Raw genomic sequence first — 24,427 nt, forward strand, 5'->3', positions numbered from 1 at the left:
CGGCGCCGGCAGGAACCGGGCTTGGGCGCCGGGCCGCTATCCGCCCGACAGCCCGAATTCCGTCCTGGCGATATGGTCCGCGACGCGAAGGGCCTGGGCGGCGATCGTCAGGGCCGGGTTCACCGCCCCGGATGCGGGAAAGAACGAGGCGTCGACCACAAAGAGGTTGGACTGGTCGAAGGATCGGCAATAGGGGTCGAGCGGCGCTTCGGCCGGCGATTGTCCCATCCTCACCGTCCCGCACTGGGCCGCGGTGAAATTGACCGGCAGCGTCTTGGACAGGACAAGCGGGAACCCGATGCTCCGAAGGAGGGCGATCAGCTTCCGGTTGAGTCGCCTGTGTCCTGTGAGGTTGTTCGGCTTGACGGAAATGCGGACGCGCCCGCCATCCAGGCTGACGCGATTGTCGCGATGAGGCAGGTCCTCCGAGGTCACCAGCAGGTCCAGGCTGCGGCGGGTGAGCGCGCGCCCCATGAACCGGGGCAGATACTTTGCCCCGGCGACCAGCATTCCCGGTTGCAGCTTCCCGAGCGTCTGGACGTTGCCCATCGGATAGCGGAAGGAATCGTCGCCGTCGTAGAAGTCGTTGAAGGCGAGGGTCTTCTGGAACCTGGTCGGATTCACCTCGGGCGAAACCGCCATCATGGTGGTGAGGTTGTGCGTCATGTAGTGGCGCCCGACCAGGCCCGAGCTGTTCGCTGCACCGTCCGGAGCCGTGTCGGTGGCCGACCGCAGCAGAAGCAGGGCCGAGTTGACCGCCCCGCTCGACAGCACCACGACCCTTGCGGAGATCGTCTGCACCTCGCCCTCGCGTTCGACCTCGACCGCTGCGACGCTCTTGCCATCCGGCGCAAGAATGAGGCGCCGCGCCAGCGTCCCTGCCCAGATCGTCACCCGGCCGGTCTTCACCGCAGGCTCCAGGCAGCGTGTCTCCGCGTCGTTCTTCCCGCCGACGGCGCATGGGAACCCATCGCATGTGCCGCAACGGACGCATTTGCCGCCGGGGTGCAGATCGACGGCCACCGGCAGCGGAAACGGATGGAGCCCCTTGCGCTCGAGCTTCTCGGCGACCCGGGCAATGAACGGTTCGGAGCCGACGGCGCCGAATGGCAGGGGCGCCGACCGGAACGGTTCCGTTGGATCGGCCGAAGAATCCCCGTGGACCCCGAAGAGCTGCTCGGCCTCGCAATAATAGGGCTCGATGTCGGCGTACCGAATGGGCCAGGCCGGCGACACGCCTTCTGCATGCTCGACCGCCTCGAAGTCGCGAGAGCGCAGGCGTGTCATCACGGTGCCGAAGAACTTGGTCGATCCGCCGAAGTTGTACCAGGTCGATGGCCGGAATTCCTCGCCGCGCCGATCAAGCCAGGTTTCGAACGGACTGTACTTCCTCTGGCCGAAGACCTTGTCGACATCCCAGTTGTCCGGCTCTCGTGGAATTGGGCGGCCGCGCTCGATGACGAGCACCTCGGCTCCCAGTTCCGAAAGCCGCTTTGTCAGCGTCGCGCCTCCGGCGCCGCTGCCGATCACGATCACGTCGGGCTTTCTGAGCATGACGAGCCACACCTTCGAAGGAGACAGGGGAGGCGCCCCGGGCGCCGCTCGATGTTCAGGCCAGGCTGTCGGCCAGCGCGCGGACCTTGGCCGCGGCCGACTGCAAGGTCGCAAGCGGCAGCTCGCCACCGTCCACCGCGTCGACGATCCGCGATGCCACCCGCTCGACCTGGGGACCGCTGGCGAGTAGGAGAAGCTCGACGCCGGCCCGCAACGAGGCGACGGCGGCATCCGCCACCTCTCGCCCCCGCAAGGTGCCCGGCAAGTCCAGATCGTCGCTGACGATCAAGCCGTCGAAGCCCAGCGTCCAGCGCAGCATGCCTACGACGGCGGGCGAGGTCGATGAAGGCTCCAGCGGATCGACCGCCTCGACCGGAATCGGTCCAGTCATGACCGCCTTCACGCCGGCGTCGATGGCGGCGCGGAACGGGACCAGGCCTGGCGCGAGCAGGTCAGGCCCACCCGCCACCACGGCCTCGGCGCTGTCGAAGGGGTCGTCGGGCACGTGGTGGTGCCCGGGGAAATGCTTCGCGGTGGCCGCGACGCCTGCGGATTGCACGCCCCTGATGAAGGCGCCGGTGATCCGCGCGACCGTCCTGGGGGCGGCCCGCAAGGTGCGGTTCGCGAGCCAGGGATTCCGCCCCGCGAGGATGTCGACGACCGGCGCGAGGAAGAGGTTCACGCCGACCGTCCTGGCCGAATGCGCGGCGATGCGGCCGAAGACCTCCATCTCGATTGCCGTCAGTTCAAGGGCCGCGTCGGGATGGGCCAGTTGCGGCGCCATGTCGTGCAGGCGATGGACCCCGCCGATCTCGTAGTCGACGGCGATGAGCACCTTGCCCGCCGCTGCCTTCGCCTTGTCGGCATATCCCTGCAGAAGCTCCGGGTTTTCATAGGCACGACGTTCGGCGCTCATCCGCCGGGCGACGTATTCCTGTCGTGTCGACCCCAGGAGCGACGCGACCCCGCCATGGCCGAAGAACGCGCGCGACTCGTCGGTGAAATCCGCCGTATCGAAGGCGGGCAGCAGCACGGCATGGGCATCCCGCAGGATGGTCTTCGCACCCGGCTGAGACGTCCGGGCATTGCTTGGGATCGCCGCCGTCATGGGATGGTCCTCCGGAGGGTTGCTGGCTTGCCGGTCAGGCCCGTGCTTGGCTTTGCCGTGTTGAAATCGAGCGATTGCCCGAGACGAACGCGGCCGCCCGTTCGCCGATCATGATCGCGACGGAATTCAGGTTGCCCGAGACGATGTTGGGCATCACCGAGGCGTCGGCGATCCTCAGCCCGTCGATGCCCCGGACGCGGAGTTCGGGATCCACCACCGCCATGTCGTCCCGGCCGATGCGGCAGGTGCCGCAGGGATGGAGGCCGGGATGGGCCTCCTTGCGCACGAAATTCTCCAGATCCGTCCCGCTGGCGAGAGGGCGGGACGGCACGTGCGGGCCGGCGACATACGACCGCAGGACAGGCTGGCCCATGATCTCCTGCGCCAACCGTGCTCCGTCCGCCATGCAGGCGAGATCGTGCGGATCCGTCAGGTAGTTCGGCACGATCAGAGGCGGCAGGTCGGGATCCGGTCCACGCAGCTCGACATATCCACGCGACCTCGGCCGGGTCTGGGTGACGCTGACGGTGCAGCCGTTGCCTCCCGGTACGGCGTCCACGCCGTCTTCGACTCCCGCCCCGGCCAGGAAGAAGAGCTGCAGGTCCGGGGAGGCCTCGTTCCCCGAACTTCGCCAGAACGCCCCGCCCTCGGCGACGTTGGAGGTCACCGGGCCGCTCCGGAACAGCGCGTATTCCAGCCCGGCCCAGGCCTGCCAGCCCAGCCGCTTGTACTTGTCGTAGCTGTGCTGCCCCGTCAGGCGATAGACCAGGGACATCTCCATGTGGTCCTGGTAGTTGCGGCCGACGCCGGGCAGGTCGTGCACGACCTTCACGCCATGCCGGCGCAGCTGCTCGGCCGGTCCGATGCCCGACAGGAGAAGCAGCTTCGGGGTGTTGAACGCGCCCGTGGACAGGATCACCTCCCGCTCGGCGCGCACCACCCATGCCTGGTCGCCCTTCCGGTATTCGACGCCGATGGCGCGCCCGTTCCGCACGACGATCCTGGTCGCGCGACAGCCGGTGTTGATCCTCAGATTCCGGCGCCGTCCGGCATCGCCGAGATAGGCGACGGCCGCACTCGAGCGCCGCCCGTTCCGGGCCGTGATCTGATACAGGCCGCAGCCTTCCTGCCGTCCGGAGTTGAAGTCGTCGTTGTAGGGCAGGCCGGCTTGCTGGCATGCCTGCAGCCAGACCTTGGTCAGCGGATGCGTGAACTGCTGGTCGGAGACGCCCAGCGGGCCGCCGACGCCATGGGCGTCGTTGCAGAAGCGATCATTGTCCTCCGCCCGTGTGAAGTACGGCAGGACGTCCCTGTAGCTCCACCCCTCCGCGCCGGCAGCAGCCCATTCGTCATAGTCGGCTGGCACACCGCGGACATACAGCATCGCGTTGACCGAGCTTCCCCCGCCGAGCACGCGGGCCTGCACCATGGTCGGGTTCAACTCGTCCGACTGGGCCTGGCTTCTCTGATAGGGATACTTGGCGAGAAGCGGCCCCTTTGCGGTCTTGTAGTAGGTGACGGGGAGATGGATGTAGGGGCTCCAGTCCCTCGGTCCCTCTTCGAGCACCTCCACCGTCGTGCCGGGATCCTCGCTCAGCCTGCCCGCAAGCGCGCAGCCCGCCGAGCCGCCTCCGACGATCACGAAGTCGGCAGATCGTCCATGAAACGGGGGTGCCGATCGCCTGTCCAGGACGGTCATGTCGCCGATCATCTCTCGTCCCCCCAGATGGAGTCGAAGAACGACCGGCAGGCGATTAGGTTATCAAACTGGTCTCCGCGCCAGATTTCCTCGGAGAAGACCTCGACATCGTAGAAGCCCTGAAACCCGCTCGCGCTGACCTTCCGGAGAATGGATTTCAGTGGGATGGCTCCGTGTCCGGGGAGCAGGCGGTCGTCGTGGTATCGGGTGGGTTCGCGCCAATCCGAGAAATGGGTCAGGACGATCCGCGGCCCCGTCTCCTCGATGCGCCGGAACAGGTCCGGCTCATGCCAGAGATGCCAAGCGTCGAACAGAAGGCCGACGGAGGCGGAATCGACCTTGCGGACAAGCCGGTCGGCGTCGGCCAGGGTGTTCAGGAAATCGAAATAGGGCTCGTGGATCGCCTCGAGCGCCAGGGTCACGCCGCGCGTCCGCGCCTCAGGCGCCAGGCGCAGCAGCGCTTCGACCGTCAGGTCCTCCATGGCGACGACGCTGCGGCCATACCGGTTTCCAGGAACGACGCCGAGAATGGGGATCCCGACCTCGGCGCAGTCGTCGAGAGCCCGACAGAGGTCCTCGAATGTATTGGCCGCCTGGCCGGGGTCCGCGGCCACCAGGAACGGAGCGCCGACCATGCTGATGGCGGGGAGGCCCGAGTCCCGCAGCACTCTGGCGCCGCGCGTCACGCCGTAGGCCGTCAGCTTGTCCCACCAGAAGCTCATGCCATTCAGGCCGGCTGCCGCATAGGCCCGGACCTCGTCCTCGAAGCTCATGTACTTCGTCGTGATATGGCACACCGAAAGCGCACGCTCGGGTGCAGCCTTGACGGGCGATGTAGCGGGGCCGGTCATCGCTTGCCTCCTTCGCTTGGAAAACGCACCCACGCCCTCTTCCCGCTGGACTCCAGGCAGGCCTGGGACAGCGCGACGCCGCGGAGTCCTTCGTGAACATCCGTCACCGGCACGGCCGGGCCGTTCCGCCAGTCCGGTCCCGCCTCCAGGGCTGCGGCGTAGTCGACATAGAGGTTGGCCAGCGCCTCGAGATAGCCCTCCGGGTTGCCGGCGGGCAGGCTGACCCCCGTCATCCCGTCGGGCGTCATGTCGCGCTGACCGCGCCGGTAGATCATGTCGGCTTCGCCGAGCCGGCCGAGCAGCAGCGTCTCGGGAGCCTCCTGCCTCCATTCGAGCGAGGCCTTGCTGCCGACGATCTTGAACCGAAGGCCGTTGCGATGGCCCGGCGCGGCCAGGCTGGCCCACATCAGGCCGTCCGCGCCGCCGTCGAACTCCAGCTGGACCACGGCGTTGTCGTCCAGCACCCATCCCGGCGCGGCATTCGTCAGCTTGGCGTTCACGCCGGTGCAACGCTGCCCCGACAGGAACTCGAGCATGTTGAAGGCGTGGGTCCCGATGTCCCCGATCACGCCCGTCGGCCCCGCCTTCGCCGGATCGACACGCCAGGACGCGGCCTTCGCACCGAGTTTCTGCGGCCCCTCGGCAAGCCACTCCAGCAGGTACTCCACATACATGAAGCGGATCTCGCCGAGCTCCCCGTCGCGGATCCGGGCCCTGGCATCCCGGACCATCGGGTAGCCTGTGTAGGTGTAGGTCACCGCGAAGAAGGTGCCGTTCCGGTCCGCGAGGCGTGCGAGCTGCCGAGCCTCTTCGAGGTCATTGACCAGGGGCTTGTCGCAGATCACCGGGATGCCGGCCTCCAGGAACAGCCTGCACGGTTCGAAGTGGAGGTGGTTGGGCGTGACGATGATCGCGACGTCGATGCGATCATCGCGCCGGGCCTCCCGCTCCGCCATCTGCCGGAAGTCGAGGTAGACGCGATCCGCGTCCAGACCGAATGCATCCCCCGCCTCGCGGCAGAGCGCCGGATCGGATGAGAAGGCACCGGCGACGATTTCGTAGCGGCCGCAGAGGCGCATCGCCGCGCGATGGCAGCCGGCAAAGAAGGCCCCTCTTCCCCCGCCGACCATCCCGGCGCGGAATCGCCTGCGTCGCGGGATGTCGCTGGTAAGCTGGAACATTCGGCCATCCTCTTCGTGCTGGTTGCGCGGGTGTCCGCCTACGGTGCGTCCGCGAGAATCATCGCCGCGGCCTTTTCGGCGATCATGATCGTCGGCGAGTTCGTGTTGCCGGATGTGATCGTCGGCATGACCGAGGCGTCGACGACGCGAAGCCGCTCCACGCCGCGAACGCGGAGCCGTTCCAGTTGTCATGCCGGCCGGCCTCCAGGAGCAGCACGCGCTTCCTGCCGTCCCGCGACAATCGGTTCGCGAGAACGCAACCGGCGGAGCCTGCCCCCACGACCACATAGTCAACGGACGTCGTCATAGTTCCCATCTTTCGCCTCAGCAACGGCATCCCATGGCAACAAAGACAATAGCTCGCTTGCGATAGACATTCGTTCAACTGCTTCAATCAAGAATATTGCATACGTATTCATAGTGAATTAAGATCGGACCGGAAATGCACAGTTCGCTTGATATTTCGATCAATTCGGCTTAATGCCTCGGAATTACTCCGAGATCGCACGAATTTCCGAAGGAGTGCGTCGAAAATCTCACATGATACAACCGGTCCACGACGGGAAAGGCACCCAGATCACCCGGACGATGGCAACTTTCGCGATCCTCAGCGGTAGAATGAGCACGAGTTTAGCTGGTTTTCAAGATCACACTTTCCATGACGGGTTTTTCGGTATACGTATTCAGGCACTCATCGGAGGCGAGAAATGGACACTGGATCAAACCAGCCGAGAACGGGCGGTCAGCTGATCGTCGAGCATCTGGTCCGAGAGGGCGTCACCCATACGTTCGGCATTCCCGGGCACGGGAACACCGCGCTGCTGGACGCGTTCGTGGACCACAGGGCGGCCATCGAGCTCGTGCCCGCGATGCACGAGCAGTGCGCCTCGCATATGGCCGACGGCTTCTACCGGAGTTCGGGACAGATCGCGGCGGTCGCGACCTCCATCGGCCCCGGCGCCACGAACACCCTGACCGGCGTGGCCACCGCCTTCGCCGATTCGATGCCGCAGCTGGTGATCACCGGCGGCGTGCACACCTACATGATGAACCGGGGCGTGCTTCAGGAGCTCGACCGGCCCCACGGCGACAACTTCCCGCGCATGGCCGAACCCGTCGTCAAGCGCTGGTGGCAGCCGAGCGGGGTCGAGCAACTGCCGACCGTCCTCGATCAGGCCTTCAACGTCATGCTCGAGGGCCGCAGAGGGCCTGCCCTGATCAACCTGCCGCAGGACATCCAGGCCGAGTTCGCGACCGGCGAATACCAGATCTCCGACGGGCGCCGGACGCAGGCGCGGTCATTTGGCGATCCCGAATACATCAGCCGTGCCGCCAAGCTCCTCCTGTCCGCGCAGCGTCCCGTCATCCTGGCCGGCGGCGGCGTGATCGCGGCCGAGGCGAGCGCGGAGCTCGTCGCCATCGCCGAGTTCATCGGCGCCGCGGTCACCACCTCCTTCATGGGCAAGGGCGCGATCCCCGAGGACCATCCGCTGTTCGCCTGGGCCTGCGGCGACCTCGGCTCCATTCCCGGCAACGCCTGCACCCGCGAAGCCGACGTGATCCTGGCGATCGGGTGTCGCTTCAGCGACCGCATCACCTCGTCCTATCGCCCTGGCGTCACCTTCGACATCCCAAAGACCAAGCTGATCCAGGTCGACATCGACGGCTTCGAGATCGGGAAGAACTACCCCGTCGAGGTCGGGATCCTGGGTGACGCGAAGGCCGTCCTGTCGGCGATCCTCGGCGAGCTCAAGGCATTCGGCCGGCCCCGGGACTACAGGAATTCCGACTATTTCTCGCGGCTGCAGGCATTGAAGCAGGAATGGGTCGAGTACCTTCGGCCGATGCGCGAGGCGGGCGTGTCCCCGATGACCGCGTCCCAGGTGCTGTGGGAGGCGCGGAAGGTGCTTCCCCGAGACACGATCGTGGTGACCGATTCCAGCAACCCCCAGAACCAGGTGTTCAACGAATTCCCGGTCTTCGGCCCCAAGCAGCACATCACCGCCGGCGGCTTCTCGGGAATTGGCTTCGCCCTTCCCGCGGCCATCGGCGCGAAGCTGGGGGCCCCGAACCAGCCGGTCTGCGCGGTCCTGGGCGACGGCAGCTTCCTGCAGACGGGAACCGAGCTCGCGACAGCGGCGATCATGGGCACGCCCGTGATCTTCCTCGTCATCAACAATGGCGGCTGGGGCGCGATCCGCAACCTGCAGCTGAACATGTTCGGCGAGGACCGCGAGATCATCACCCAGTTCAAGACCCCGGACGGCTCGGCGTATTCGGCCCGCATCGCGGAGACGGCCCGCTCCCTCGGCTGCGAAGGAGAACGCGTCGAGGATCCCCGGGAGATCGGCAACGCCCTCAAGCGCGCGCTCGCATCGGGCAAGCCCTATGTCGTCGAGGCCGTCTGCGCGATCGAGCGCCCCTGGTCGAAGATGCATCCGACGGGCTGGTGGGACATCACCGTGCCGGCCTATCTCGGCACTCTCCGCGCCGAATACCAGAAGCATCGGGGGTTCTGATCCGATGCACCGGCCCCAAGCCCCCGCGTCCAGCCAATCCTGACCAGTCCAGCCGCGGGAACGTGAAGACATGTCGCAAGCCAACAGGATACGGCCACTGGCCTTTTCCGATCAGTTCGTGTCCGCACGCCTGGTCGATGACGCCGAGAACCATCGGGCGACCGGCGTCGTCGTCAACCTGTCGAACCGGCCCATGGTGATCGGCGGCGGGGTTCCGGGCGTGGTCCCGCCGTGGAAGTCGACCATCCTCCACGACGGGATCATCGCGAACGCCGAGCGGGCGGCGATCCTCCATGTGCCGAACCGGACGAATCTCGGTGGCATCGTGTTCGGCGAATGGGATTGGTTCGGAAACCGCCTCGACACGCTCCCAAGGACGACGCCGCTCTACATCTCGCGTCATGACGTCGTCGGCGAGGTCGAGGTGAATCCGCTCAAGTTCGCCAACACACGGTCCGACTTGGACGTCACCGACATCTACGACATCCGCCTCAACCTCTGGTGGGCGCCGCCCGAGACCGACTGCGTCCTGCACAACGAGCATCCGTTCCTGGAGATTCACACGCAGATCCATGGGCGCGGGCGCATCCAGATCTTCCACGAATGCGACGAGACCACGCTGTACCGGGAGATCACGACGGCGCCGGGTGACACCCATGACCCGATCGTCCGGGTCACCGGCAGGCGGGAGTGGTCGTACCCGTGGCACCGGGGCTGGACTGACACCGATGCCATCTGGCTGGCGATAGAACTGCACCCGAAGGATCCGGTCCGGTAGCACCGCCGGCCGCGCAACGCCGACTATCCGCTTGGCCATCGATAGGGCATCGGGCCCTGCCCGTGGGCGCCAGCGGAGCTTTGAGTCAGGACAGATCTGATGATACGGAAGTTCAAACCTGCCGCCCGGCATCCGGAACTCGGCCGAAACTCCGAGGTCACCGCCGTGGTCGAAGGGATCCTCCGCGAGGTCGAAGCCCGTGGCGACGACGCAGTCCGCGAATATGCGATCAAATTCGACGGGCTGGACCGGACGAGCTATCGCCTCACCGAATCCGAGATCGATGCCGCCGTCGCCAGCCTCACGCCGCAGGAGCGCAGCGACATCGACTTCGCCCAGGCGCAGGTAAGAAGGTTCGCCGAGGCCCAGCGCGCCTGCCTCCTCGATCTCGAGGTGGAAACCCTGCCGGGCGTGGTCCTGGGGCATCGCAACATCCCGATCCAGAATGTCGGATGCTACGTGCCCGGCGGCAAGTACCCACTCCTCGCCTCGGCGCACATGTCGGTGCTGACGGCGAAGGTGGCCGGGTGCGCCCGCGTCATCACCTGCGCCCCCCCGTTCAAGGGGCAGGTCGCTCAGAAGATCGTCGCAGCGCAAGCCCTGGCTGGGGCGGACGAGATCTACTGCATCGGCGGCGTGCAGGCGATCGCAGCCATGGCCTTCGGCACGCAGACCATCGAGGCGGTCGACATGCTGGCGGGCCCGGGGAACGCCTTTGTGGCCGAGGCGAAAAGGATCCTGTTCGGCCGTGTCGGCATCGACCTTTTCGCTGGACCGACCGAGACCCTTCTGATCGCCGACGACACGGTCGACGGCGAGATCTGCGCCACGGATCTGCTCGGGCAGGCCGAACACGGCGCCAATTCTCCGGCCATCCTCCTGACGACGTCGCAGCGCCTCGCCGAGGCGACAGCCCTGGAAATCGATCGGCTGGTCAGGATCCTCCCGACCGGCGACATCGCCAGACAGGCATGGGAGACCTATGGCGAGATCATCGTCTGCGACACCGACGAGGAGATGCTCGCCGAGGGCAACCGCATCGCGTCGGAGCATGTCCAGGTCATGACCGCCAACCCCGAGCTCTACCAGGACCGACTGGTGAATTTCGGGTCTCTCTTCATCGGCCCCCGCACCACGGTCGCCTATGGCGACAAGGTGATCGGCACCAACCACACGCTCCCCACGCAGGGCGCCGCCCGCTACACGGGAGGGCTCTGGGTGGGCAAGTTCCTGAAGACCTGCACCTACCAGAAAATACTCTCCGAGAAGGCGTCCGCCGACATCGGGGAAGTCTGCTCCCGCCTCTGCATCATGGAGGGCTTCGCGGGACATGCGGAACAGGCGAATGTGCGCGTCCGCCGCTATGGCCGCATGAATGTGGGATACGCCGAGCCGGCTGGCGTCCTGAAATAAAGCATCTGGCCGGGAGGTATCCTCTATCTCCTGATGTCCCGGTCGTTCCGGGCGGGGTTCGTCCTGGGGGGCGCCGTCCGTCGAGCGTTTCGCCGGTGAGAGGCCCTTCCGGCCCGGGGTATCGCTGGTCTGAAGGCCCGGCCGGCGGGCACGTTCGGGACCGGCGAGCTTATCGTGGGAACGACTGGCTCTTCTTCGACTGGGAACTCTGAATGTCACAGCATGACGTGATCATTATCGGCAGCGGTGTCGGCGGCGGCACCGTCGCGCGACGCCTGGCCGAGCACGGAGTGCGGGTGCTGCTTCTCGAGCGCGGCAGTTTCGTCCCGCGCGAGGATCAGAATTGGAGCGTGCAGACAGTCTTCTTCGACAAGAAATACAAGGCGAAGGAGACGTGGCTGGACCGCAGAGGCGCCCCGTTCGACCCCGGGCTCTATTACAACGTCGGTGGGTCGACGAAATTCTACGGCGCCGCGATGTTCCGGCTCCGCGAGCGCGACTTCGAAGCCCTGGAGCATGCCGATGGCGTGTCGCCGGCGTGGCCGATCCGCTACACCGACCTCGAGCGGTACTACGACGAAGCCGAGGCCATCTTCGGCGTGCATGGTGACGACAGCGGGGATCGAACGGCTCCCGCGGGCCGCAAGCCGTATCCCTTTCCCGCGATCCGCTCCGAGCCGGTCGTCGCGGCGTTCGCCGATCGCCTGCGGGAGCAGGGAATTTCCGCATCGGCCTTGCCCCTGGCGGTCAATTCGGGACCGGACGGCAACTGCATCCTGTGCCAGACCTGCGACGGCTTCCCCTGCAAGCTCGGCGCCAAGAACGACGCCGAAACCCGCCTGGTCGAACCCGCCCTCACCACGGGGCGTGTCGAGCTGCTGACGGGAGCTGTCGCCCGGCGGCTTCTGCTGAGTCCCGACGGGCGCAGCGTCATCGGTGTCGAGGTCGACCACGCCGGCGAAAGGAAGGTCCTCGGCACCGGGCTGGTGGTCGTATCCTGCAATGCGGTGAACAGCGCGGCCCTGCTGCTGCGATCGGAGAGCACCGCAGCGCCGAACGGGGCGGCCAACAGCTCGGGCGTCGTCGGCCGGCATTACATGACCCACAATCAGTCGGCATTGATGGGTCTTTCCCACCACTACAACAGATCCGCCTTCCAGAAGACCCTGGCGATCAACGATTTCTATTTCGGCGACACCTCGTACCCCTATCCCATGGGCCAGGTGCAGATGCTCGGAAAGCTCCAGGGCGGCATGCTGTCGGCCGACATTCCTTACCTGCCGCGCTTCGTCGGATCGGAAATGGCCCGACACAGCATCGATTGGCTGGTCCTGTCGGAAGACCTGCCGGATCCCGAGAACCGCGTCACCCTCAGCGCCGGAACCATCAAGCTCGCGGTGACCCCGAACAATATGCAGGGGCACGATCGCCTGGTCGCGAAGATGAAGCGCGCCCTGCAGCGCGGCGGCTTCCCGATCGTGCTGACCAAGTCTCTTTCGGCTCACGCGACGGCCCATCAATGCGGGACCGTTCGCTTCGGCGACGATCCAGCAACCGCCGCTCTCGACCCCCACTGCCGCTCCTACGACCACCGCAATCTGTTTGTCGTCGATGCTTCGTTCTTTCCGTCTTCGGCCGCCGTCAACCCGGCCCTGACCATTGCGGCGCAGGCCTTGAGGACGGCGGACCACATGCTGGCCGAGGATTTCGGTCTGAAGCGAGCCAGTCCTCCTTCGGAGGCTTCAGGACAGACAATGCACGATGGAAGCGCATGAACACCTCGGCGACAGCTCGCGCCGCGGGCCGCGTCCTCGGAGCGGTGCACTACCTTGCGGCAGGGGTGCTAGGTTATAGGACGCCTGCAAGTTCGGCTTCGCGTCATGCGTCTGTCGTCCTTCCTGCAAAAAGGGGAACTGCCAATGGACAGGCGGGACGGCACGCCGGACAAGTCGGAACCGGATCAGCCCGGAACGCAACCCATGGCCCGGACCCCGCCGACGCAGCGTGATGTTGCAAAGCTGGCGAAGGTATCGCAGGCAGCCGTATCGCGCGTTCTGACCGGCGGCCATGCTTCTCGGGAGATCCGCGAGCAGGTGATGAAGGCCAGTGAGGAACTCGGCTATGTCGTGGACATGGGCGCGAGGACGCTCGTCAGCGGATCCTCGAACATGGTGGCCCTCGTTGTCGCCAACATCATGAATCCATTTTATCCCTATATTCTCGATCGACTGACGCTGAAGATCCAGGCGCTCGGTTACGAAGTCCTGCTCTTGAACGCATCGGGCGGGCGCGACATCGACGAACTGCTTCCCGCCGTTCTGCAATACAAGGTGCGTTCGGTGATCATGCTGACGGCATCGCTTTCGTCCAAGATGGCGAGACGTCTGGTCGAGCACAAAATTCCGACCGTCATGCTCAACCGATATTCGACGATCTATTCCGCGAATTCGGTCGCGTGCGACAACGTTGATGGTGGACGGGCGGTAGCCGAGGCTTTCCTGCGGGCAGGCTTCACGTCCCTGGCCTATATCGGCGGCGAGGCGAGCTCATCGACGAACCTCGATCGCCGCAACGGGTTTCTGCAACGGCTGGCGGAAGCGGGTCGCCAGCCCGTGGTCGCCCTGGACGGGGCCTACAACCACGACTGGGGCTACGACGCGGGCGGGATGCTGCTGCGGTTTCCGAAGGTCCAGGCGGTGTTCTGCGCGGACGACGTGATCGCCATGGGCGTCATGGACCGGGTCAAGGAAGCCGGCATGGCGGTGCCTGACGACGTGTCCATCGTGGGCTTCGACGACATCCCGAGCGCCGGGTGGGCCGCCTACTCACTCTCCACGATGCGGCAACCGGTCGACCAGATGATCGAGGCGACGTTCGAGCTTCTCGAGAGGAAGCCGGACGCGCCGATTTCCGAGGTTCGCATTCCGGGCACGTTGGTGCTCCGGAATTCGTTCCCCGGCAAGCCGACGGACGACGGGCCGGCTCGCCGATCCTGAAGGCGGACGGCCCGCCACGGACGAATCCGTGCCCTACATGCGGGCACAATCCGCATGCATCCGGGCACGCGCGGATCCGATACGAGCCGCAGGGCAGTTTCTGGTCAGGGGAGCGTGAGGTGGCAGACTATATCGTTGTGGGGGGCGGGTCGGCCGGCTGCGTCGTCGCCTCGCGGTTGAGCGAAGATCCAGACGTGACCGTGACGCTGCTCGAGGAAGGCCCGAGCGACATCAGCCCGTACATTCACATGCCGGTCGCGTTCTACAAGACCGCCCAGGGCAACCTGCTCGAGCGCTACCCCTGGGAGCCGCTGCCAGGCCATACGGGAGCGGCGAACCCGACCATGGTGCAGCCCCGGGTCCTGGGCGGCGGCAGCTCGGTCAACGCCATGGTGTATGTGCGCGGTCAAAGGGCCGACTTCGACAGCTGGGAAGCCTCCGGCGGCGCGGGATGGGGCTATGACGCGGTGATGCGCCATTTTCGCAAATGCGAAAGCAATGATCGGTTCTGCAACCAGTTCCATGGCGTGGAAGGCCCTCTGGCGGTATCGGACCAGCGCTTCACGCATCCTCTTTCCAAGGTCTGGCTGCAGGCCTGCCAGCAGGCCGGCCTGCCCTGGAACCCGGACTTCAACGCCGGAGACCAGTTCGGCTGCGGGCTCTATCAGATCACGGCCCGGAGGGGCCGCCGCTCGAGCGCAGCGGTCGCCTACCTCAAACCGGCCCGGAAACGGCAAAACCTGCAGGTCAGGACGCGCTGCCGCGTTCTTCGCATCCTGTTCGAGGGCCGCCGTGCGGTCGGCGTCGAGTATCTGGATCGCCGCAGGCTCCGGTCGCTGCGGGCGGATCGCGAGGTTGTCGTATCAGCCGGTGCCATCAACAGCCCCAAGCTTCTGATGCTGTCCGGGATCGGACCTGCCGAAGACCTGCGCTCTCATGGCATTGCGGTCCTCCATGATCTGCCGGGCGTGGGCCGGAACCTGCAGGACCATGTCGAAGTATCGATGCTGAGCGAGCTCAACTCCGCCTTCAGCTACGACAGATACAAGAACTGGCACAGGCAACTTGCCGCCGGCCTGCAATACATCCTGTTCGGCAGCGGGCCCGTGACCGCCAATATCGTCGAGGGCGGCGCATTCTGGAAGACGCCGCTGTCCGAGGGGAGGCCGGACGTGCAGTATTGCTTCATGCCGGGAGCGGGCATTGACGAGGGCGTCGACGGCGTTCCCGGGGGCAACGGCTGCACCGTCAACGTCTGCCAGACACGTCCCAAGTCGGTCGGCCACCTGAAGCTGAGGAGCGGCGATCCAAGAGATTTTCCGGTCATCCGGCCCAACTACATGCAGGAACAGTCTGATGTCGACACCATGGCGGAAGCCATACGCTTCGGCCGCGAGATCATGCACCAGCCGGTGATCGCCAGGCACATCAGGCGTGAGTACGTGCCGGCCGCCCCCTTGAACAGCCTCGACGAATACCGCGCCTTCGTGAGGAAGGAAGCGCATGCCGCCCTCCATCCTGTCGGCACCTGCAGGATCGGCACGGACGAGATCTCGGTCGTCGACGCCAAACTCAGGGTTCGCGGCGTCGATGGCCTTCGCGTTGCCGACAATTCGGTCGCTCCGAACCTGATCTCCGGCAACACGAACTCCATCGCCATCATGATCGGCGAAAAGGCGGCCGACCTCATTCGCGGCGAAGGTTGATTTTCCCTGCCAGCGAAGCCCCGGTTTCGGGACCGGCTGCGCCGACGCGGATGTCCGGTCCGGAGGAGTCCGCGACGCGGATCAGCAGCCGATTCCACCGGTTGCTGCGCTACTTGGCGTCTTTTGCGACCGAGCCGCGGATTTCCGGCAGTTTCCTGATTTGCGTGGCATCGAACTGTTGCGTTTCGATGGACCGGGCCGTGCGGCGGTAGTGGGCGGCGAGCAGTTCCTGGGCGTTCGCGGTATCACGGGCGAGTGCGGCCTCCATCAACTGGCGATGCTCTAGCGCCACGTCACGGAAGGCATCTGGTAGCCTACCCACCAGGGCCGGTAACCGATAGCGCTGCGTCTCGACGTACAGTTGATCAGCCAGACCCAGCAAGCGTCTCGACGCGCAGGAGTTGATCAGGCTGCGATGAAACTCCTGATGGCGGATTTCAAGGGCCGAGAGATCATCGGCCTCATGCCCCCCGGCAGTCGTCGCAAGGCGGCGCACCTGCAGATCGAGCGCGTGGAAGGCCGCGACGATCGCTGCTTCCCAATCGTCGTCGCCATCGCGGATCGAACGCGTCAGGGCCTCGCATTCGATCAGGATTCGCGTTTCGGTCACATCCCACATCTCCTCAACGGAAACGGGCGCGACGGAGAAGCCGCGCAGAGCGACCGTGACGACGAGGCGCTCCGTCTGGAGACGGTTGAGAGCCTCCCGGAGCGGCGAAAAGCTCAATCCATAGCGCTGCTTAAGATGTTCAAGGCGTAGGGGTTGCGAGGGCTCGAACACGCCGGAAACGATGTCAGCCCGCAGCTGGCGATATGCGACGTTGGCCAGTGTCTCTCCTGCCTCCGGAAGTTCCTGTGACTGATGGGCCGCCTGTGACCCGTTTCGCTTTGTCCGCACGCACTTTCCCCTTCGCATTTCTGATCGATTTTACACGAAACAGTGAAACATGTGCAAAAAGACTTTCTTTCGAAAATTATGCGTGTTATCTAAAATCATCCTGGCAAAGGAACTGGCCATCATGTCCGGATCGAGACAGAATCACCGTGAGAATGTCGCTGGGCGCGCGAACGTCGAGGACACGCCCGAGCTGTTGGCCTATTACGACGAGCTTGCGGAGCTTGAGGCGGGAGCGCTCTGGACGGTCGCCAACAAAATTGAGCCCTGGCAGCCGAAATCGTCGTCGGTCCCAGTCCTGTGGCGGTATGGCGATCTGCGGGAGCATGTGCTGCGCTCAGTCGAGCTGGTCACACCCGAGAAGGCCGGCCGCCGGGTGATCTATCTGAATAACCCCGGCCGTAGGGACGTGTCGGCCGCCGTCGGCTGGCTCTATTCCGGCCTGCAAGTCATGCATCCGGGCGAGGTGGCCTCAGCCCATGCCCATTCGGCCTCGGCCCTGCGCTTCATCATGGAAGGCTCCGGCGCCTACACCGTGGTTGACGGCCACAAAATGACCTTGGGCGCCAACGACTTCGTGCTGACGCCGAACGGCACTTGGCACGAGCATGGCGTCTCGGAAGACGGCAGCCCCTGCATTTGGCAGGACGGCCTGGATATCCCACTGGTCAATGCCCTCGAGGCGAACTTCTATACAGTGCATCCGGATTTGCGGCAGGTGGTCGGCCATCCGGTCGACGATATGACTGGAGCCTGGGGCAATCCCGGCCTGCGCCCGGCAGGGCATGACTGGGGGCACGCATACTCGCCGCTCCTGAAATATGAGTGGGATCAGACCTACGAGGCGCTGACGCGCTTCGCGAAGGTGACAGACGGCTCGGCCTTCGACGGCGTGCTGATGAACTACGTCAACCCTGTCACCGGCGGGCCGGTTATGCAGACGATCGGTGCGTCGATGCAGATGCTGCGTCCCGGAGAGAAGACCAGCGCGCATCGCCATACCGGCAGCTTCATCTATCAGGTGGCCAAGGGCAGCGGCTATTCCGTCATCGACGGCAAGCGTTTCGACTGGCGCGAACGCGACATCTTCTGCGTGCCGTCATGGGCCTGGCACGAGCATGCCAATGCGTCGGACCGCGAAGACGCCTGCCTGTTCTCCTTCAGCGACCTGCCGGTCATGCACTCGCTCGGCCTCTATCGCGAGGAAGCCTTCGTCGACAACGGCGGCAGCCAGCCGCTCGCGGATTAAGGATCGTCACACCATGAGGTTCGTTACCTATCGCGCGTCGATCGACGCAGCGGCGCGTCTCGGCGTCGTCGAGGACGATCTCGTCGTCGATGTCGCGATGATCGGCGGCAAGGCCGGATCCGACCTGCCATCTGCCATTCTGGACTTCATTGATCTCGGCCCGCCGGCGCTGGCGGCCCTCAAATCCGCTCTCGAGGTGCATCGCGATCGCTGGCCAGTCGGCTCCGCGGTCCCGCTTGTCAACGTCAAGCTGCTCGCACCGATCCCGCGTCCCCGCAAGAACATCTTCGGCATCGGCCTGAACTACGTCGAGCATGTCGCGGAATCGGCCCGCACACTCGATACGTCGAAGGACTTGCCGAAGCAGCCGGTGATCTTCTCGAAGCCTCCGACGACGGTCATTGGGCCGGGCGAGGCGATCGAGCACAATTCCCGTATCACGCAGCAGCTCGACTGGGAGGTCGAGCTTGCCGTCGTCATGGGCAGGACCGCGCGACGCGTGATGGAGGCCGACGCGCTGGGATTCGTCTTCGGCTACAGCGTCATGATCGATATCAGCGCCCGCGACAATCGCCGCGCCGGCCAGTGGATCTATTCCAAGGGGCAGGACACCTACGCACCGTTCGGGCCATGCATCGTCACGGCAGACGAGATCGCCGATCCCCACGACCTCGACCTCTGGCTGACCGTGAACGGCGAAACCAAGCAGCGCTCCAACACGCGCCACATGTTGTTCAAGGTCCCAGCGCTGATCGCCGATATCAGTGCGGCTATCACCCTGGAGCCTGGCGACATCATCGCGACCGGCACTCCCGATGGCGTGGGTGCCGGCCGGGCTCCGCAGGAGTGGCTCTGGCCGGGTGATGTCGTCGAGGCCGGCGTCGATAGCATCGGAACGCTTCGTCACCCCGTCGTCGCGGCTTGAGTTCCGGGCTTTGGTGAAAGACCGACCGTGACGGCCGGCCTGCAGAAAAAAAGCGGAGACTCTTCGATGAAACAGGGATCCAAACTGAAGCACCTATTGGCTGCCGCCGTGCTCACATCCGTGGCGAGCGGCCCCGCCGCGGCGCAGGCAAGCGCCCCGGTTCCAATCGGGTTCATCACCACGCTGTCCACGCCGGCCGGCTATATCGGCGAAGACATTCGTGCCGGCTTCGAACTCGCCATGACGGACGGCAAGCTCGGCGGCGTACCCGTCGAACTGCTCGTCGAGGATGATGCGCTGAAGCCGGCCAATGCCAAGCAGGCGGCGGACCGGATGGTCCAATCCGGCGTCAAGCTATTCACCGGCGTCAATTTCTCGAACGTGCTGGCCGCCGTGGTCCCCAGCGTTCTGGAATCCGGCGGCTTCTACGTCAGCGTCAATGCCGGTCCTTCGACCTTCGCGGGCGAGAAGTGCAACCCCAATTACTTCGTCGCCTCGTTCCAGAACGATGCCTTCCATGAGGCGGCCGGCATTTCGGCCAACGAACTCGGCTACAAGCGCATGGTTCTGCTCGCGCCGAACTATCAAGCCGGCCGCGACGCTCTCGAGGGCTTCAAGCGCACTTACAAGGGCGAGGTGCTCGGTGAGATCTACACCAAGCTCGATCAGACTGATTTCTCGGTCGAGCTGGCCCGCATCCGCGCACTCGCGCCCGACGCGATCTATCAGTTCCACCCCGGTGGGGCCGGCATCAACTTCGCCAAACAATATGCCGGCTCGGGACTCAGCAGATCAATCCCGATGCTGATTCCGAGCTTTTCCATGGATGCGCGAATGGTCGCCGCGACTGGAGACGCCGCCGAGGGCATCTACGCTTCGGCGATCTGGACCCCGGAATTCGACACTCCGGCCTCGAAGGAATTCGTGGAGGCTTTCCGCAAAGCCTATTCCAGGACACCGACCATGTACGCGCAACAGGCCTACGATACGGCCAATCTGATCGGCAGCGCGCTCAAGGCTGTCAACGGGGACATCGGCAGGCAAGACGAGTTCCGTGCGGCACTACGCGAGGCAAAATTCACCGCGGTCCGCGGCAGTTTCGCCTTCGGCAACAACCAGCATCCGATCCAAGACTACTACTTGACCAAGTTCGAGAAGAGCCCTTCGGGCAAGATGGTACAAACCGTCGTTCGAAAGGTCGCAAGTGGCTACCGCGACGCATACGCGGCCAGCTGCAAGATGAACTGACGTCTTAAGGGTAGCCGCGAGACGAGATCGGACATGATTCTCTTCATTGAGCAGACACTCAACAGCTTGCAGTACGGAGCCATGCTTTTTCTACTGGCCTCCGGACTGACGCTGATCTTCGGCATCATGGGGGTAATCAACCTCGCCCATGGCGTGTTCTACATGGTCGGCGCCTATTGCGCGGCCTTCGCGCTGTTGTCGACCGGCTCCTTCCTGATCGCGGTCGCCGCAGCCCTGCTGGGAGCCGGGCTTTATGCTGTGCTCGTTGAAATCGCGGTCGTGCAATGGCTCTATCGGCGGGACCATCTTTATCAGGTCCTGGCGACGTTTGGCCTGATCCTGTTCACCAACGAGGCGGTCAGCCTGATCTTCGGCCGTCGCCCGCCGTTGGTAGATGTTCCGTCCTTCCTCCAGGGTGCCGTGCCCCTCCTGCCGGGCCTCGACTATTCGCTGATGCGGCTTGCCATCATTGCCGTCGCCGCGCTGGTGGCGATCGGGCTCTGGGTCCTCGTCAACCACACCCGTGTTGGCATGCTGATCCGGGCCGGGGCCGACGACCGAGAGATGGTCGATGCGCTCGGGATCAACATCCGGCGCCTCTATACGCTGGTCTTCGGCCTCGGCGGCACGCTCTGCGGGCTCGCCGGCGTCATGGCGGCGCCGCTGCTCGCTGTCGAGATCGGGATGGGCGAGCGTGTGCTGATCACGACCTTCGTCGTAATCGTCATCGGCGGCGTCGGCTCGGTGCGCGGCGCGTTTGTCGGAGCCTTGCTCGTTGGCATGGTCGACGGACTTGGGCGAGCCTACATCCCGCAGATCCTGCAGCTCTCGCTGCCCGCCGCGACCGCCGATACAGTCGGGGCCGGCCTCGTGTCCGCGAGCATCTATCTCCTCATGGCGGTCGTTCTGCTGCTGAAGCCGAACGGCCTGCTGCCGGCACGAGGGTGAACGGATGACACATCCGCGGATCCGCCAGACCATTCTCGTCGCCGGGCTTGCTGCGTTGCTGGTCGCACCATTCATCGGAGACGTCACCGGATCGGCAGGCCTTCTCGGCCTGGCAAATCGGGTCGCGATCTATGCCATCGCGGCGGTGAGCCTGGACCTCATTCTCGGCTACGGCGCGTTGGTCAGCTTCGGCCATGCCATGTTCTTCGGGCTGGGCGGCTACGCCGTCGGCATCATCGCTTTCCACACCAATGGCGGCGAACCACTCTTCGGCTGGGCGGGCTCGAATGCGGCACTCGTCGTCTGGCCGCTGGCGCTCATCGCCTGCGCCGTGCTCGCTGCGGTGGTCGGGGCGCTTTCCCTCAAGACGAGCGGCGTGCAGTTTATCATGATCACTCTGGCTTTCGCCCAACTGATCTTCTTCTTGCTGGTTTCGCTTCAGAATTACGGCGGCGACGACGGCCTGCTGCTCGACCGTCGCAACGACTTGCCTTTCGTCGATCTCACACAGCCGAAGACCTTCTACTTTGTCTGCGTCGCACTGCTCGTATGCTGGACGGCATTTTGCTCGACGATCGTGAACTCCCGCTTTGGAATGATCCTGCAGGCCCTGCGGCAAAGCGAGCGGCGGTCGGTCAATCTCGGGGTCAATCCGTTTCCGGTCCGCCTGGCCGCCTTTGTCATTTCCGCCATCGGCGCGGGGCTGGCTGGCGTTCTCTGGGCGAACTACGCCCGCTTCGTCTCGCCGGATATGGCCGCCTGGAGCAAGTCAGGGGAGTTCATCGCCATCGTGGTGCTGGGCGGTCTCGGCACGTTGTTCGGACCGATCGCCGGCACAGCCGTATACATCGCGCTGGAGCAGCTTCTCTCGATCTGGACCGAGCACTGGATGATCGTGATGGGCCCGATTGTTACACTGATTGCACTGTGCGGCCGACGCGGCGTCGCCGGTCGCCTCTTCGGTGAGCGCCATGACTAAGGCGGCCATCGGCGAAGCGATTTGTGGTGGCGCGGCGCCTACCCTCGCGATCGACAACCTGCGCAAGGCATTCGGCGCTCTGGTCGCGACCGACAGCGTGACGCTGGAGATCCGGCCCGGAGAACTTCACGCGCTGATCGGGCCGAACGGCGCCGGCAAGTCAACGCTGATCTCTCAGATCTGCGGTGAGGTGCGACCGGATAGTGGCAGCATCCGTTTCAACGGGCGAGATATGACGCGACTAAAGCCGCATCTGCGCGCTCGCCTTGGCCTCGGACGAACCTTCCAGATCACGCAGCTCTGCCAGGACTTCACCACGCTGGAGAATGTCCTGCTTTCGATCGAGACCGGCGCGGGCAGATCCTCCGGCATGCTGTCCAATCCGCGCCGTAATGTTGGTCTCGTGGCGCAGGCGCGGGAGCGGCTCACGGAGGTCGGCCTCGGCGAACAGGCTGGGCGGCGCGTCGCGACGCTGGGTCATGGCGAACGCCGGCTGCTCGAGATAGCCGTGGCGCTTGCGCGCCGGCCGAAGCTGTTGCTGCTCGACGAACCGATGGCAGGGCTGGGGCCAGAGGAGTCGGCCGCCATGACCCGTTTGCTGGCGGCGCTCAAGGGGCAATACGCGATCCTGCTCGTCGAGCATGATATGGGCGCGGTGTTCGCACTCGCCGACCGCATCAGTGTGCTGGTCTACGGGCGCCGCATCTTCACTGGCACGGTCGAAGAGATCCGCACCCATCCGGAGGTTCGGGCCGCCTACCTCGGAGCGGAGCCGACATGCTGAGCGTCCGCGATATCAATGCCGGCTACGGCCAGGCTCGGGTCCTCTTCGGGCTATCCTTCGAAGCGCGCACCGGCGAGGTCGTCTCGCTGATCGGTCGCAACGGTATGGGCAAGACGACAACGGTCCGCGCGATCATGGGCCTCAACCGGCCGAGTGAAGGGGAGATCGCCTTCGGCGGCAAGCCACTCGCGGGCCTCGCCCCGAATGCAATCGCTCGGCTCGGCATCGGGCTCGTTCCCGAGGGGAGACGCATATTTCCTTCCCTGACTGTGGAGGAGAATCTCATCGCCACGGCACGCAGCGGCTCGAACGCCCGCTGGACTTTGCCGCGCGTCGTGACGTTGTTCCCGCGGCTCGGCGAGCGGCGGCGCCAGTCGGCCCGGACCCTGTCGGGTGGCGAACAGCAGATGCTTGCGATCGGGCGAGCGCTCATGACCAACCCGCATATGCTGATCCTTGACGAGGCAACCGAGGGATTGGCGCCATTGATCCGCGCCGAGATCTGGCGATGTCTGCACGCGCTCAAAGAGGCCGGCCAGACCATCGTGGTGATCGACAAGAACTTGGCGGAGATGGCCTCGCTGGTCGATCGGCATCACGTCATCGAGAAGGGGCGCGTTGTCTGGACCGGTACGCCGGCTGAACTCGAAGGCGATCCGGATCTCGCCCACCGCTATCTCGGTCTTTGAAGGAGGCCGGCACAATGAACACGCAGAGCCAGCCGGTTCGGCGCGACATCGCGAATCTCGAACTCGACCGGGAATACAACGCGCGTGCCAGCGTCGTTTCCTTCGAGGCTGAGCATGCGAAGTATGTCGCCGTCAGCGTGCAGGCTCAGCGGAATCATCGACGCTTCGCCGACATCGTCTACGACGACGCGAGCAGAGAAACGCTTGATCTCTATCCTGCCGGGGCGAAGGCTCCGCTCTTCCTCTGGATCCACGGCGGCTATTGGCGCGCGAGTTCCAAGGACGACAACGCTTTCGTGGTCGCGGGCCTGATAGCGCGAGGCTTCGCCGTCGCCGTCATGAACTATACTCTGGCGCCCGAGGTGACGCTTGACGAGATCGTGCGCCAGACCCGCGCAGCCCTCGCCTTCCTGCACCGCCGCCGGACGGCGTTCGGCTTGGCGCAGCGCGGCTTCGCAGTCGGCGGATCCTCTGCCGGCGGCCATTTGGTCGGCATGTTGCTCGCCGAGGGCTGGCACGCCGATTTCGGCGTCCCGGACGATGCGATCACGATCGCACTCGCTCTCTCAGGGCTGCATGATATCGCACCGCTCCGCCACACGCACGTCAATGCCTGGCTCGATCTCGACGATGCGTCGATTGCCCGCAACAGTCCGATCCTCCACATTCCGGTGCGCTCTACCGCGCTGCTTCTCACCTCGGTCGGCGGGCGGGAGACCTCGGAGTTTCGCCGGCAGACCGTGGACTATACAGCGCGCTGGATCGACGCCGGCCATCGTGGCGAGCTTATTCCCATGCCCGATTACAACCATTTCGACATCGCGCTCAGCCTGAGCGAGCCGGATGGTGTCCTGACGTCCGCCATCGCGGCCGCTGCCGCGTCGCTTTCTCCTAGCCAGTAGACG

Annotated in this window: 20 protein-coding genes and 2 pseudogenes; 14 read left to right on the top strand and 8 right to left on the bottom strand. The window is 65.0% G+C overall.

The genetic code is table 11. The features are described 5' to 3' along the window. Window positions 1-36 precede the first annotated feature (36 nt). From ACTOWL_RS05435 to ACTOWL_RS05465, 7 genes and pseudogenes are all read right to left on the bottom strand, one after another. The gene (locus ACTOWL_RS05435) at window positions 37-1,554 is read right to left on the bottom strand and encodes a GMC family oxidoreductase (protein WP_441320178.1); all 1,518 of its coding nucleotides are present in this window, start codon (window positions 1,552-1,554) and stop codon (window positions 37-39) included. Between the two features lie 55 nt (window positions 1,555-1,609). Further along, on the bottom strand, window positions 1,610-2,662 hold the full coding sequence (locus ACTOWL_RS05440) for a glycoside hydrolase family 3 N-terminal domain-containing protein (protein WP_441320179.1): 1,053 nt from the start codon (window positions 2,660-2,662) through the stop codon (window positions 1,610-1,612). A 34-nt stretch (window positions 2,663-2,696) separates the two neighbouring features. Next, window positions 2,697-4,373, bottom strand: a complete 1,677-nt coding sequence (locus ACTOWL_RS05445) for a GMC family oxidoreductase (RefSeq protein WP_441320180.1) — start codon at window positions 4,371-4,373, stop codon at window positions 2,697-2,699. Then, entirely contained in the window at window positions 4,370-5,212 is an 843-nt protein-coding gene (locus ACTOWL_RS05450) for a sugar phosphate isomerase/epimerase family protein (RefSeq protein ID WP_441320181.1), read from the bottom strand. The genes ACTOWL_RS05445 and ACTOWL_RS05450 overlap by 4 nt, the downstream gene beginning before the upstream one ends. Further along, on the bottom strand, window positions 5,209-6,393 hold the full coding sequence (locus ACTOWL_RS05455) for a Gfo/Idh/MocA family protein (RefSeq protein ID WP_441320182.1): 1,185 nt from the start codon (window positions 6,391-6,393) through the stop codon (window positions 5,209-5,211). Before ACTOWL_RS05455 ends, ACTOWL_RS05450 begins: the two co-directional genes overlap by 4 nt. Window positions 6,394-6,431: 38 nt before the next feature. Next, window positions 6,432-6,572, bottom strand: a pseudogene (locus ACTOWL_RS05460) (GMC oxidoreductase); the annotation flags it as partial. A gap of 5 nt (window positions 6,573-6,577) precedes the next feature. Next, a pseudogene (locus tag ACTOWL_RS05465) lies at window positions 6,578-6,700 on the bottom strand (NAD(P)-binding protein); the annotation flags it as partial. Between the two features lie 400 nt (window positions 6,701-7,100). Between ACTOWL_RS05465 and ACTOWL_RS05470 the strand changes: the two are divergent. The 6 genes from ACTOWL_RS05470 to ACTOWL_RS05495 all read left to right on the top strand — a co-directional run bounded on the left by ACTOWL_RS05470 (window position 7,101) and on the right by ACTOWL_RS05495 (window position 15,805). Further along, window positions 7,101-8,912: a thiamine pyrophosphate-binding protein gene (locus ACTOWL_RS05470; RefSeq protein WP_441320183.1), complete on the top strand. Its 1,812-nt coding sequence runs from the start codon at window positions 7,101-7,103 to the stop codon at window positions 8,910-8,912. 70 nt (window positions 8,913-8,982) lie between these two features. Continuing rightward, window positions 8,983-9,690, top strand: a complete 708-nt coding sequence (locus tag ACTOWL_RS05475) for a hypothetical protein (protein WP_441320184.1) — start codon at window positions 8,983-8,985, stop codon at window positions 9,688-9,690. 99 nt (window positions 9,691-9,789) lie between these two features. Further along, entirely contained in the window at window positions 9,790-11,103 is a 1,314-nt protein-coding gene (gene hisD, locus ACTOWL_RS05480; protein ID WP_441320185.1) for a histidinol dehydrogenase, read from the top strand. Window positions 11,104-11,315: 212 nt separating this feature from the next. Beyond that, window positions 11,316-12,878, top strand: coding sequence for a GMC oxidoreductase (locus ACTOWL_RS05485; protein WP_441320186.1), 1,563 nt, complete (start codon window positions 11,316-11,318; stop codon window positions 12,876-12,878). Between the two features lie 105 nt (window positions 12,879-12,983). Continuing rightward, window positions 12,984-14,099, top strand: a complete 1,116-nt coding sequence (locus ACTOWL_RS05490) for a LacI family DNA-binding transcriptional regulator (RefSeq protein ID WP_441320187.1) — start codon at window positions 12,984-12,986, stop codon at window positions 14,097-14,099. 119 nt (window positions 14,100-14,218) lie between these two features. Further along, window positions 14,219-15,805 (top strand): GMC family oxidoreductase, encoded by a 1,587-nt coding sequence (locus ACTOWL_RS05495; protein WP_441320188.1) that lies wholly within the window; start codon window positions 14,219-14,221, stop codon window positions 15,803-15,805. A gap of 109 nt (window positions 15,806-15,914) precedes the next feature. Here ACTOWL_RS05495 and ACTOWL_RS05500 read toward each other — a convergent pair whose 3' ends face one another. After that, the gene (locus ACTOWL_RS05500; RefSeq protein ID WP_441320189.1) at window positions 15,915-16,703 is read right to left on the bottom strand and encodes a GntR family transcriptional regulator; all 789 of its coding nucleotides are present in this window, start codon (window positions 16,701-16,703) and stop codon (window positions 15,915-15,917) included. Window positions 16,704-16,752: 49 nt separating this feature from the next. Between ACTOWL_RS05500 and ACTOWL_RS05505 the strand changes: the two genes are divergently transcribed. From ACTOWL_RS05505 to ACTOWL_RS05540, 8 genes are all read left to right on the top strand, one after another. Further along, the gene (locus ACTOWL_RS05505) at window positions 16,753-17,949 is read left to right on the top strand and encodes a cupin domain-containing protein (RefSeq protein WP_441320190.1); all 1,197 of its coding nucleotides are present in this window, start codon (window positions 16,753-16,755) and stop codon (window positions 17,947-17,949) included. Window positions 17,950-17,962: 13 nt separating this feature from the next. Beyond that, window positions 17,963-18,874, top strand: coding sequence for a fumarylacetoacetate hydrolase family protein (locus ACTOWL_RS05510; protein WP_441320191.1), 912 nt, complete (start codon window positions 17,963-17,965; stop codon window positions 18,872-18,874). 66 nt (window positions 18,875-18,940) lie between these two features. After that, complete coding sequence (locus ACTOWL_RS05515; RefSeq protein ID WP_441320192.1) at window positions 18,941-20,122, top strand: ABC transporter substrate-binding protein; 1,182 nt, start codon at window positions 18,941-18,943, stop codon at window positions 20,120-20,122. A 33-nt stretch (window positions 20,123-20,155) separates the two neighbouring features. Next, complete coding sequence (locus tag ACTOWL_RS05520; protein WP_441320193.1) at window positions 20,156-21,070, top strand: branched-chain amino acid ABC transporter permease; 915 nt, start codon at window positions 20,156-20,158, stop codon at window positions 21,068-21,070. A gap of 4 nt (window positions 21,071-21,074) precedes the next feature. Then, window positions 21,075-22,049, top strand: coding sequence for a branched-chain amino acid ABC transporter permease (locus tag ACTOWL_RS05525; protein ID WP_441320194.1), 975 nt, complete (start codon window positions 21,075-21,077; stop codon window positions 22,047-22,049). Further along, complete coding sequence (locus ACTOWL_RS05530) at window positions 22,042-22,833, top strand: ABC transporter ATP-binding protein (RefSeq protein WP_441320195.1); 792 nt, start codon at window positions 22,042-22,044, stop codon at window positions 22,831-22,833. Before ACTOWL_RS05525 ends, ACTOWL_RS05530 begins: the two co-directional genes overlap by 8 nt. Further along, a complete protein-coding gene (locus ACTOWL_RS05535; protein WP_441320196.1) occupies window positions 22,827-23,522 on the top strand; it encodes an ABC transporter ATP-binding protein in 696 nt (231 codons plus the stop codon). The genes ACTOWL_RS05530 and ACTOWL_RS05535 overlap by 7 nt, the downstream gene beginning before the upstream one ends. Before the next feature lie 14 nt (window positions 23,523-23,536). Further along, window positions 23,537-24,424: an alpha/beta hydrolase gene (locus tag ACTOWL_RS05540; protein ID WP_441320197.1), complete on the top strand. Its 888-nt coding sequence runs from the start codon at window positions 23,537-23,539 to the stop codon at window positions 24,422-24,424. The last annotated feature ends 3 nt before the right edge of the window (window positions 24,425-24,427 follow it).

Origin of the sequence: Inquilinus sp. CA228, assembly GCF_052078665.1 — a bacterium.
In the GTDB taxonomy this organism is placed as follows: domain Bacteria; phylum Pseudomonadota; class Alphaproteobacteria; order DSM-16000; family Inquilinaceae; genus Inquilinus.

Bases quoted from the DNA above. Each gene is read 5' to 3' on its own strand.
- ACTOWL_RS05435 (WP_441320178.1), bottom strand. From the start codon at position 1,554: ATGCTCAGAAAGCCCGACGTGATCGTGATCGGCAGCGGCGCCGGAGGC.
- ACTOWL_RS05440 (WP_441320179.1), bottom strand. From the start codon at position 2,662: ATGACGGCGGCGATCCCAAGCAATGCCCGGACGTCTCAGCCGGGTGCG.
- ACTOWL_RS05445 (WP_441320180.1), bottom strand. From the start codon at position 4,373: ATGATCGGCGACATGACCGTCCTGGACAGGCGATCGGCACCCCCGTTT.
- ACTOWL_RS05450 (WP_441320181.1), bottom strand. From the start codon at position 5,212: ATGACCGGCCCCGCTACATCGCCCGTCAAGGCTGCACCCGAGCGTGCG.
- ACTOWL_RS05455 (WP_441320182.1), bottom strand. From the start codon at position 6,393: ATGTTCCAGCTTACCAGCGACATCCCGCGACGCAGGCGATTCCGCGCC.
- ACTOWL_RS05470 (WP_441320183.1), top strand. From the start codon at position 7,101: ATGGACACTGGATCAAACCAGCCGAGAACGGGCGGTCAGCTGATCGTC.
- ACTOWL_RS05475 (WP_441320184.1), top strand. From the start codon at position 8,983: ATGTCGCAAGCCAACAGGATACGGCCACTGGCCTTTTCCGATCAGTTC.
- hisD (WP_441320185.1), top strand. From the start codon at position 9,790: ATGATACGGAAGTTCAAACCTGCCGCCCGGCATCCGGAACTCGGCCGA.
- ACTOWL_RS05485 (WP_441320186.1), top strand. From the start codon at position 11,316: ATGTCACAGCATGACGTGATCATTATCGGCAGCGGTGTCGGCGGCGGC.
- ACTOWL_RS05490 (WP_441320187.1), top strand. From the start codon at position 12,984: ATGCGTCTGTCGTCCTTCCTGCAAAAAGGGGAACTGCCAATGGACAGG.
- ACTOWL_RS05505 (WP_441320190.1), top strand. From the start codon at position 16,753: ATGTGCAAAAAGACTTTCTTTCGAAAATTATGCGTGTTATCTAAAATC.
- ACTOWL_RS05510 (WP_441320191.1), top strand. From the start codon at position 17,963: ATGAGGTTCGTTACCTATCGCGCGTCGATCGACGCAGCGGCGCGTCTC.
- ACTOWL_RS05515 (WP_441320192.1), top strand. From the start codon at position 18,941: ATGAAACAGGGATCCAAACTGAAGCACCTATTGGCTGCCGCCGTGCTC.
- ACTOWL_RS05520 (WP_441320193.1), top strand. From the start codon at position 20,156: ATGATTCTCTTCATTGAGCAGACACTCAACAGCTTGCAGTACGGAGCC.
- ACTOWL_RS05525 (WP_441320194.1), top strand. From the start codon at position 21,075: ATGACACATCCGCGGATCCGCCAGACCATTCTCGTCGCCGGGCTTGCT.
- ACTOWL_RS05530 (WP_441320195.1), top strand. From the start codon at position 22,042: ATGACTAAGGCGGCCATCGGCGAAGCGATTTGTGGTGGCGCGGCGCCT.
- ACTOWL_RS05535 (WP_441320196.1), top strand. From the start codon at position 22,827: ATGCTGAGCGTCCGCGATATCAATGCCGGCTACGGCCAGGCTCGGGTC.
- ACTOWL_RS05540 (WP_441320197.1), top strand. From the start codon at position 23,537: ATGAACACGCAGAGCCAGCCGGTTCGGCGCGACATCGCGAATCTCGAA.